This is a genomic window from Brevundimonas sp. (genome assembly GCF_024711105.1).
In the GTDB taxonomy this organism is placed as follows: Bacteria; Pseudomonadota; Alphaproteobacteria; order Caulobacterales; family Caulobacteraceae; genus Brevundimonas.
In genome coordinates, this window is sequence record NZ_JANJTL010000023.1 from 1 (window position 1) to 10,110 (window position 10,110).

The following is a 10,110-nucleotide window of genomic DNA, read 5'->3' on the forward strand; positions in this document are numbered from 1 at the left end:
GTGCAAGCCGCGCCGGCCTCGGCCGGCGCGGCCGGCGCACGCGTGCGCCAAAGAGACCAGATCACGCCGAACGCCAGGATCGCGCCGGTGATGCCCAGCGACCACTCGGCCGGGAACTTCTCCATGCCGAAGATGTCGGCCACGAACACCTTGCCGCCGATGAAGATCAGCAGGATCGACAGCGCCTGCTTGAGATAGGCGAAGCGGTGGATGACCTCCGCCAGCGCGAAGTACAGCGCCCGCAGGCCCAGGATGGCGAAGATGTTCGAGGTGTAGACGATGTAGGGATCCGTGGTGATCGCGAAGATCGCGGGCACGGAGTCGACCGCGAAGATCACGTCGGCGATCTCAATGAGAACCAGCGCAAGGAACATGGGCGTGGCCCAGGTCACCAGGCGGCCTTTCGCATCCGGCAGGCGAACGAAAAAACGCTCGCCGTGCAATTGGCTGGTGACGCGCATGCGCCGCCGCAGGAACCGCACCAGCGGATTGTCGCCGACGTCCTTATGGCCGCCATCGAAGGCCAGCATCTTGATCCCGGTCAGGACCAGGAAGGCCGCGAAGATATAGAGGACCCAGGAGAACTCGCTGACGAGCGCGGCGCCTACGCCGATCATGAGGGCGCGAAGCACGATCACGCCGAGAATGCCCCAGAACAGCACGCGGTGCTGCAGGTGGCGCGGGATCGCGAAGAAGGCGAAGATCATCGCGATGACGAAGACGTTGTCCATCGCGAGGCTCTTCTCGACCGCGAAGCCTGTCAGGTACTCCATGCCGCGCTCCGGCCCGAGCTCTGCCCAAACCCACCAGCCGAAGAGCAGCGCCACGCCGATGTAGCCGGCCGAGAGCAGCAGGCTTTCGCGCACGCCGATGTCGCGCTGGCCCCGGTGCAGGACACCAAGATCGAGCGCGAGCAGGACGCCCACGATCGAGAGAAAGGCCAGCCACATCCAGGCCGGCTTGCCGAGCTGTTCGGCGAGCAGAAATTCCATCGTTCAGGTCTCTGGGATTTGAGAGTTCAGGCGCGAAGAGGCCTCCGACCGCGCGCGGCGGCCGGAGGCCAGGCGTGAAGAAGGCTGGATTAGGCCGGTTGCGGCGCCGGCGCGTCCATCGCCCGCTCAAGAGCAGCGATCTCGTCGCGGGCCATCAGCTTGCGGCGCTTCAGATAGGCCAGCCGCTCGGCGCTGGGCGCGAGGCGGCGGGTCTCTTCATCGATCGCCTCGGCCAACGCCTGATGGCGTCGACGCGCGCGATAGAGCTGGATGTGCAGCATGGTCGTCTCCTCTGTGTTGAGGAGCGTGCCCGGCGAATGGCGGAGAGGGTGGAGGGGGAGCCCCGTCACGCACCGAGCACGCTCGATGCGGTCCGACATCACGATCGTGGGGATCGCCAGAGGGGCCCGGGCCGCAGAAGCAAGCTAGGGAGCCGACCCGCTGAGGTCAAGGTTCGCGCCGACCGCCAACGACTTCTGTAGCCGCGCGCTCAAACAGCCGAGAAGGCGCCGTCGTCGCCGAGCCGTTCCAGGACGCCATCGGCGATGGCGAACCTCAGGCCGTGGAGCCGCAGGCGGCCATCGGCCTCGCGCTCGGCGATCCACGGGAACGTCCGGAGATTGGCGAGCGACACCTTGACGGTTTCGTGCTCGCACGCGGCCTGGAGATCCTCGTCCGCCACGCCCGAGGCGCGCGCGGCGTCGAGCGCCGGCCGGGCCATGGCGACCCAGGGAGCCACGAAGTCCTTCACGATGTCGGGCGCCCCGTGGATCATCGCGTTGACGCCGCCGCAATGCGCATGGCCCATCACGATCAGGTTCGGGACCTGCAGCACCTTGACCCCGAACTCGAGCGCGGCGCTGACCCCGTGGTAACCGCCGTCCGGCTGATACGGGGGCACCAGGTTCGCCACGTTGCGGACCACGAACAGCTCGCCGGGCGCGGTGTCGAAGACCATGGCCGGGTCCGCCCGCGAGTCCGAACAGGCGATAATCATGGCGGTCGGACGCTGGCCTTCGTCCGCGAGAGTCTTGAGGCGGTCGCGGTGGGCCGACCAGCCGTCCGCGCGGAAACGGCGATAGCCTTCGATCAGGGTGTCCATGGCTTGTTACTCCGCAGGTTGGCGGACGCGCGTCTCCTCGGCCTCGAAGGCCTCGATCTCACGCGCCGCATGCTCGGGTGAGCGGGTGTAGCGGGCCAGGAGGTTGTAGAAAACCGGCACGATGAACAGCGTCAGGAGGGTGGCGAAGATGGCGCCGGCGAAGATCACCACGCCGATCGTCTGGCGGCTGGCCGCTCCCGCGCCCTGCCACAGCACCAACGGCAGGGCGCCGAAGGCCGTGGCGATGGAGGTCATGATGATCGGCCGCAGGCGCAGGGATGAAGCCTCGATCACGGCGTCGCGGATGGCTCGACCCTGGTCGCGCAGCTGATTGGCGAACTCGACGATCAGGATGCCGTTCTTCGCCGCCACGCCGATCAGGATGATCAGCCCGATCTGCGAATAGATGTTGAGGCTGGAGCCCGCCATGTAGAGGCCGAACAGGCCGCCGGCGGCGGCCAGGGGCACGGTCAGCATGATGACGGCGGGCGAAATCCAGCTCTCGAACTGAGCGGCCAGCACAAGGAAGACGAGCAGCAGCGCCAGCCCAAAGGCGATGGCGACGGCGCCGCCGGCCTCCTGCAGGTCCCGCGCCGCGCCTCCCCAGCGGACGATCGGTCCCGGGGGCTGTTCGGCGGCCTGTTCCTCGAAGAAGCTGACAGCGTCGGCGACCGTGTAACCGGGGGTCAGGTCGGCGCTGAGGGTGATTGACCTCAGGCGGTCGAGTCGGCGCCGGTCGGGCGTGTCGCCCGAGGTGCGGGTGTCGACTACCGACGAGAGCGGCGTCAGGACCCCCGATTCTCCCCGCACATAGAGCAGGTTCAGGTCCTCGACCTGACGGCGGTTGGCGCGCTCGGTCTGGAGCAGGACATCGTACTCCTGGCCGCCGCGGATGTAGGTCGTGGCCCGACGGCCCCCGAACATGGTCTCCAGTGTACGGCCGACCCCTTGGGAGGAGACACCGAGCGCGGCGGCCCTTTCAGGATCGACATCGACAAGCAGGCGGGGGGCGTTGGGCTGATAGTCGATCCGCGGCCGGGACAGCCCGGGGTTGGCCTGGGCCGCCGCGAAGACCGGCTGGATCCAGGCGTACATCGACTCATAGTCGGCGCCGGTGATGATGAAATCGATGCTGTTGCCGCCGCCGGGGCCGCGCTGAAAGGCGCCGGGCGTGGTCGCCATGACCCGGGCCCCCGTGATGCCGCCGAGACGGCCGTTCAGCTCTTGGGCGATTTCGTCGGCGGACCGGTTCCGCTCTCCCCAGTCGGCCAGAACGAGGACACCGTTGCCCGTGTTGAAGCTGCCCCCGCCGAAGCCTGGGGCGGAGACCAGGTAACCTTCAGCCTCGCCGCTCTGCACATAGCCCGCAAGCAGCGGCTCCAGCTCCATCATGACCTGGCGCGTGTAGTCGTAGCCGGCGCCTTCCGAACCCTCGACGCGCGCGATGACACGGCCGCGGTCCTCGGCGGGCGTAAGCTCGTTGGGCAGGGCCGTGAACAGCGCGCCGGCGCCGAGGGCGACGAGCAACACCGCGCCGCCTGCGAGGAAGGCGGCCGAGCGCTTGCCCAGCATCAGGTCCAGAGTGGCGGCGTATGAGCGGCGCAGTGCATCCATCGCCGCGTCGACCTTGCGGGCCAACCATCCCTCCGTCTTGGCCGGGCGCAGCAGCTTGGACGCCAGCATGGGCGATAGGCTGAGCGCCAGGAAGGCCGAGAAGGCCACCGCCGCAGCGATCGCGACCGCCAGCTCGACGAACAGCCGGCCGACATAGCCGGGCAGGAACATCAGCGGCGCGAACACCGAGATCAGGACGATGGTGGTGGCCACGACCGCGAAGAACACCTGACGTGACCCGCGCCCGGCCGCGACCAGCGGCGGCTCGCCGTGGTCGATGCGCCGCTGGATGTTTTCCGTGACCACGATGGCGTCGTCCACGACCAGGCCGATGGCGAGCACGAGCGCGAGCAGGGTCAGCAGGTTCAGCGAGAAGCCGAGCGGTGCCAGCACGATGAACGTTGCAAGTAGGCAGATGGGCGCCACGATCGACGGGATCAGGGCCGCGCGCAGGGTGCCCAGGAAGATAAAGTTGACCAGCGCCACCAGCACCAGCGCGATGCCGATGGTGATCCACACTTCTTCGATGGCGTGTTTGGTGAAGACCGAGTTGTCGCTGCCGATGACCAGTTCGGATCCTTCCGGAAGCAGCCCCTGGGCCTGGGCGACCACCTCCTCGACGCCGCGCGAAATCTCCAGGTCGTTGGCCTGGGACTGGCGGGTGATGGCCAGGCCGATCTGGTCCTGGCCGTTGCCGCGGAACAAGCGGCGCTCCTCGGCCGCGGCCTCCTCCACGCGTGCGACGTCCCCGAGGCGCGTGACGTAGCCGCCCTCAGCAGCCGAGCCAGAAACCGGCAGGCGCGCGAAGTCCTCCGCGCTGGCGAAGTTGCGCGCCACGCGCACGGTGTAGTCGCGGCTGGTGGATTCCAGCGAGCCGGCAGGCAGTTCGACGTTCTGGGAGGTCAGGGCCGACTCGATGTCCTGCACGGTCAGGCCGCGCGCGGCCAGGGCCGCGGGGTCCAGCCAGACGCGCATGGCGTAGCGCTGCTCGCCGTAGATCTGCACGGCGGCGACGCCCGGGACGTTGGAGAAGCGCTCGACGAGATAGCGGTCGGCGTAGTCGGTCAGCTCGAGCCGGTTCATCGTCGTGGACCGGAAGAAGACGATCACGATCGGAGAGGAATCGCTGTCGGCCTTGGCCACCTGCGGCGGATCGGCCTGATCTGGCAGCCGGCCGGCCACGCGGCTGACGCGATCGCGCACGTCGTTGGCGGCTGCGTCAATGTCGCGGTCCAGCGAGAACTCGATCGTGACGCGCGAGCGGCCGTCGCGGCTCGAGGACGTGATGCGCTCGACGCCCTGCAGCCCGGCGACCTGCTGCTCGATCGGCTCGGTGATGCGGCTCTCTATGACCTCGGCCGAGGCGCCGCCGTAGTCGGTCGAGACCGAAACGATCGGCGGGTCGATGTCCGGAAGCTCCCGGACCGGCAGCAGGAAGAAGGCAGCCGCGCCGATCACCACCAGCACGATGGCGGCGACCGCCGCCAGGACAGGGCGGCGGACGGAAATTTCCGAGAGCGTCACCGCGGGGCTCCGCCGCCGACGCGGACGGGGGCTCCTGGCTGGATGCGGTTCAGGCCCGAAGCGACGATACGGTCGCCGGGCTGCAGACCGCCGGTGATCTCGATGAAGCCGCCTTCGACAACACCCGTCTCGACGACCACGCGCTGGGCCTGAAGGTCTTCGCCCTGGCCAGCGATGCGATAGACGAAGGCCTGATCCGCCTCGAACTGGACCGCCGCCTCGGGCGCCGCGAGGGCCTGGCGCTCACCCTGCTGAACACGCACGCGCATGAGCATGCCCGGGCGGATCTGGCCGCCGGGATTGGCGAACTCCGCCCGCGCGGTGACGGCCCGGGTGGCGGGATCGACTCGCGTGTCGATCAGAGAGATCGAGCCCGCGAAGGTCTCGCCCGGCATGGCGTCCGCGGTCGCTGTGATCGGCGTCCCGGCGCGAATGCGGCCGAGGTAGCGCTCGGGCACCGGGAAATCGACGCGCACGACGGAGATGTCATCAAGGGTGGCGATCACCCGGCCGGGATTGACCAGGGTGCCGGGCGTTACGTCCGACAGGCCGATCACGCCCGAAAAGGGTGCACGGATGATGCGGTCACCACGCCGGGATTGGGCCGCCGCCACGCCAGCCTGGGCCGTCGCCAGCGCCGTTTCGGCCTGTTCCAGCTGGACACGCGGCGCGACGCCGCGTTCGACCAACTCTTGCCAGCGTTCGACCTCGCGTTGGGCCTGCACAAGGTTGGCGCGGGCGGTGAGAATGTCGGCGTCTTCCTCGCCCGACTGGAGTTCGACCAGAGGCGTGCCCGCCGAGACGCGCTGGCCGTCGGTGAACATGACCCGCGTGATCAGTTCGGTGGTGGCCGAGGTGATGTCGAGCGAGCGGCGGCCCTTGGCGACCCCGAGCGCCTGGATGCCGTCGGTGAAGGTGCGCTGGGTCAGGGCCACGGCCTCGACCTGCTGGGCCCGGCCGCCGCCGGGACCGCCGCGGCCGCCCCCGGGTCCACCCGGACCGCCCGGACCGCCGGCCTCCTCGCCACCCATGACCGCCCGCAACCCGGCGGCGAGCAGCATCAAGGCGACGAGCGCGATCGCGGCGACGAGAAAGAAGTGACGCTTGAACACAGACGGGCGGCTCCGGGGGAGGCGTTCGGCAGGAGGGATTAAGCCGAGCGGACTCAGCAATCAACGCAGATACGGTTCAAAACCGTCGCCAGATGGCGAGAACCAGCCCCCGCTGCGCTGGGGCCTCCCGCCCGGCGACGGGTTCGCGCCAGCCCGCCTGCACGCTCCAGTCGCCGAGCCTGCGGACGACGGACACTTCGCCGTTCAGCCAGGCGGCCTCACCGCCGTCCAGCGTCTGGCCGCCGTAGACCTGGGTGAGCATGAGCCAGCCGTCGACCGCCTCCACCCCAAGGGTTAGATCCCCGCGCGCTTCATCCGGCAGCCCTGAGCGGAAGCGGCGCGCCGCCTGGGCCTCGATGAAGGCGCGGCCGCCGAGCCATTCATAGGTCCCGGAATGGCCCGCGAGCACACGGGCTTCCCAGTCGCCCTCACCTTCTCCCGGCGCGGCGTAGCCGGCGTTGCGGCCCTCACCTGGGGTTGCGTAGCCGACGTACAGGGCGACGGCGTTGTGATCGTCCCGCCAGGCCTGCCAGCGCACACCGATCTCGGTCGGGCCCAGGCCCTCGTAGTCAGCGAAGGCGTCGAGGCCGCGTTGCCACTCGGACCTGAACTGAAGCGTAAGGGTGTCCGTCAGGCCGTATTCGGCAAAGAGCGAGGCGACGTCATCCTCACGTGGGGCGGGTAGGTCCCTCAGGGTTCCGTCGAGGTCGAATCCCTGGCTTGCGCGCAGCACCTCGACCTTGGCGATGACCTGTGCGTCCCCTTGCGGGAGCGACCAGGCGCCGGCCTGCGCGGCTGACGGGGAGAGCGCCGCCAGGCCGCCCAGCAGCAGCGTCAGGCGTCGTAGCCGGGCGACCGCCGGTCGAGTTGGCGCAGGGCGCCCGGCCAGGCGAGTCCGGCCACAAAGGCGATGCCCCGCCCCTGCTCCTTGGTCTCCGCCTGAGCCGCTTCGGGCGCTATCAGCACGCCCTGACGCCCCGCCGACAATGCCGCAACCTGCTGGGCGCATGCGCGCTCGAGAAAGAAGATCCCGATCCAAGCTTCGGCGGCGGTGCGCCCGACCGCCAGCGTCCCATGGTTGCGTAGCAACATCAGCGGCTTGTCGCCGAGGTCCGCGACAAGCCGCTCGCGCTCATCGTGGTTCAGCGCCAGACCCTCGTAGCCGTGGTAGGCGACCTGATGCTGCAGCAGACAGGCGTTCTGACTGATGGGCAGCAGACCCTCTGCCTGGGCGGCGACGCCGACGCCGTTCACCGTGTGAAGGTGGATGACGTAGTGCGCGTCCTCGCGCGCCGCGTGCACCGCCGAATGGATGGTGAAGCCCGCCGGGTTCACGAAGTTCTGGGTGTCCTGGACGATGCGCCCTTCCAGGTCGACCTTGACCAGCGACGAGGCGGTGATCTCGTCGAAATAGAAGCCGTAGGGATTGATCAGGAAGTGATGCTCCGGTCCGGGCACCCGGGCGGAGATATGGGTGAAGATCATGTCGTCCCAGCCGTGGAGCGCCACGAGCCGGTAGAGCGCCGCCAGATCGACCCGCGCCTGCCACTCCTCGGCGGACACCTTGTCCTTCAGGGACACCATTGCGCCGTCGGCCATCACCGTCTCCTGCAAAGCCGGGCGACCGTCGCGCCGTGGGTGATCGGCGTCAAGGTTTCCGGCTCGTTAACGCTGTCTTCACGCGCTGTGGCCAAGTTGGCGTGGGCGCGGAAAGGCCGCGCGAGGTGACCCGGCGGAGGGGCGCTTGGCCGCTGTCGAACTCAGTCTGAACGACGTCGCGCACGAAAGCCGTGAGTCTCGCCTGATGACGCTGGCCCGGAGCCGGGTCCCCGACGACCGCCGCCGCCTGCTGATGGGCATCGCCGATCTGTGTGAGGGCTCGGCCGACGAGATCCGCAGCGCCCACGAGATCGTCTCCGATGTTTTCCTGACCCTGGTGCGGCAGGCCGAGCATGACATCCGCAAGGCCTTGTCGGAGCGTTTGGCGGACGTCGCCTGGGCCCCGGCCTCGCTGATCAATGTCCTGGCGCTCGACGAGATCGAAATCGCGCGCCCGATTATCGCCAAGAGCCCGCTGCTGAAGGATCAGGACCTGATCCGGCTGCTAGTCGAGGCCACGGTGGAGCACCAGATCGAGGTCGCCCGTCGGCCGCGCGTCGGCGCCATCGTCGTCGACGCCATTCTTGATCGGGGCGAGCCGGCGGTCCTGACCGCCCTGGCCGGCAACGGAACGGCGGACATTTCCGATACGGGCGTCCGCCGACTGGTCGAGGCCTCGCGCCGCATCGCCGGCCTGCGGGCGCCGCTCACCCGCCATCCCAAGCTCACCGAGGACCTCGCCCAGCAGCTCTACGCCTGGGTCGGCCAGGCGCTCCGCCAGGCCATCGGCGAGCGTTTCCGGATCGACATCGACGCCCTGGACGCCGCGGTGGCCGAAGCGGTCAGGTCCGCTAATGCCGGCAATCCCAAGACCGAGGAGTGGCAGGCGCCGCCGCCAGATCCTGAGCGCGACGAAATGGAGCGCCGGCTAATCGCCAAGCTCGACGCCGCCGGCCAGTTGACGCCGGGCTACGTCGTCCGCGCCGCCCGCGAGGGACGCATCAGCCTGTTCGAGAACGCCCTGGCGGTGCTGGGCGGCTTCGCCGTCGACGACGTCCGGCGCGCGAGTTCGGCCAAGGACGCCGAGATGCTGGCCTTGGCCTGCGCCGCCGTGGGCATCGATCGCGCCGCCTTTCCCTCCATGCTGGCGGAACTGCGGGCCCGCACCCCGGGACATCCGGGAGGCGCCCAGTACGACATTCGCGTCATCCGCGTCTTCGATCTCGCCCCGGAAGCCGCGGCCCGCACCTTTCGCCGAGCGGTCGAGCCGAAGGCCGCCTGACACCGGTCTTCGTTGACAAGCCGCACGGCTTCGGGCTCGCCTCGCCCTGAATGAGCACCAGCACCCCCAGACTGGCCTTCGTGGCCGCCGACCGGCCGGAGGCCGAGGCTGCGCGTCAGGCGCTCGTGGCCGCCTATGGCCACGTCGCCATGGAAGACGCCGAGGTGATCGTCGCGCTGGGCGGCGACGGCTTCATGCTCGAAACCCTGAACCGCGCGCTCAAGCTGAAGACACCCGTGTTCGGCATGAACCGGGGCTCGGTCGGTTTCCTGATGAACGACTATCGGGAGGACAACCTGGTCCGGCGCGTCGCGGAGGCCACGCCGACGGTCATCCACCCGCTTGAGATGCGCGCGACCGGACGGGACGGCGAGGTGACCACCGGCCTGGCCATCAACGAGGTCTCGATGCTTCGCCAGACCCGGCAGAGCGCCAAGCTGTCCATCTCGGTCGATGGCCGCGTACGGCTGGCGGAGCTGATCTGCGACGGAGTGCTGGTGGCCACGCCGGCCGGCTCGACCGCCTACAATCTGTCCGCCCACGGGCCGATAGTGCCGCTGGGCGCGAGCGTGCTGGCCCTGACGCCGATCAGCGCTTTCCGGCCGAGACGCTGGCGCGGAGCCCTGCTGCCCCACACCGCCCAGGTGGCGTTTGAAGTGCTGGAAGCCGACAAACGGCCGGTCAGCGCAGTCGCCGACGACATCGAGGTCCGGCACGTCGTGCGGGTGGAGGTGGCCGAGCGGCGCGATCTGAGAATGACAATGAGGTTCGACGCCGACCGCACCTAGGAGGAGCGCGTCCTGGCCGAGCAATTCGCGTCCGGAGCGGTCACGAGTCCTTACGCCGGAGCTAGCCAGATGCGCTCGTCGGGGTGGGAGCGTAGCG

9 protein-coding genes are annotated in these 10,110 nt (G+C 69.1%); 2 read left to right on the plus strand and 7 right to left on the minus strand.

Going from position 1 to position 10,110, the window contains the following annotated elements; genetic code table 11:
* The 7 genes from Q0M60_RS01560 to Q0M60_RS01590 form a co-directional block, all read right to left on the minus strand.
* On the minus strand, window positions 1–992 hold a 992-nt coding region (locus tag Q0M60_RS01560; RefSeq protein ID WP_296815056.1), incomplete at its 3' end, for a TerC family protein.
* Window positions 993–1,081: 89 nt separating this feature from the next.
* Complete coding sequence (locus tag Q0M60_RS01565) at window positions 1,082–1,273, minus strand: YdcH family protein (RefSeq protein WP_296815059.1); 192 nt, start codon at window positions 1,271–1,273, stop codon at window positions 1,082–1,084.
* A 209-nt stretch (window positions 1,274–1,482) separates the two neighbouring features.
* Window positions 1,483–2,094, minus strand: coding sequence for a carbonic anhydrase (locus Q0M60_RS01570; RefSeq protein WP_296815062.1), 612 nt, complete (start codon window positions 2,092–2,094; stop codon window positions 1,483–1,485).
* Window positions 2,095–2,100: 6 nt separating this feature from the next.
* A complete protein-coding gene (locus tag Q0M60_RS01575; protein ID WP_296815065.1) occupies window positions 2,101–5,232 on the minus strand; it encodes an efflux RND transporter permease subunit in 3,132 nt (1,043 codons plus the stop codon).
* Window positions 5,229–6,344: an efflux RND transporter periplasmic adaptor subunit gene (locus Q0M60_RS01580; RefSeq protein ID WP_296815067.1), complete on the minus strand. Its 1,116-nt coding sequence runs from the start codon at window positions 6,342–6,344 to the stop codon at window positions 5,229–5,231. The genes Q0M60_RS01575 and Q0M60_RS01580 overlap by 4 nt, the downstream gene beginning before the upstream one ends.
* A gap of 76 nt (window positions 6,345–6,420) precedes the next feature.
* Window positions 6,421–7,077 (minus strand): hypothetical protein, encoded by a 657-nt coding sequence (locus Q0M60_RS01585; protein WP_296815069.1) that lies wholly within the window; start codon window positions 7,075–7,077, stop codon window positions 6,421–6,423.
* Between the two features lie 101 nt (window positions 7,078–7,178).
* A complete protein-coding gene (locus Q0M60_RS01590) occupies window positions 7,179–7,943 on the minus strand; it encodes a class II aldolase/adducin family protein (RefSeq protein WP_296815072.1) in 765 nt (254 codons plus the stop codon).
* Window positions 7,944–8,088: 145 nt separating this feature from the next.
* Between Q0M60_RS01590 and Q0M60_RS01595 the strand changes: the two genes are divergently transcribed.
* Together Q0M60_RS01595 and Q0M60_RS01600 are read left to right on the plus strand one after the other, a co-directional pair.
* Window positions 8,089–9,225: a DUF2336 domain-containing protein gene (locus Q0M60_RS01595; RefSeq protein ID WP_296815075.1), complete on the plus strand. Its 1,137-nt coding sequence runs from the start codon at window positions 8,089–8,091 to the stop codon at window positions 9,223–9,225.
* Window positions 9,226–9,275: 50 nt separating this feature from the next.
* Window positions 9,276–10,013 (plus strand): NAD kinase, encoded by a 738-nt coding sequence (locus Q0M60_RS01600; protein WP_296815077.1) that lies wholly within the window; start codon window positions 9,276–9,278, stop codon window positions 10,011–10,013.
* Window positions 10,014–10,110 lie beyond the last annotated feature (97 nt).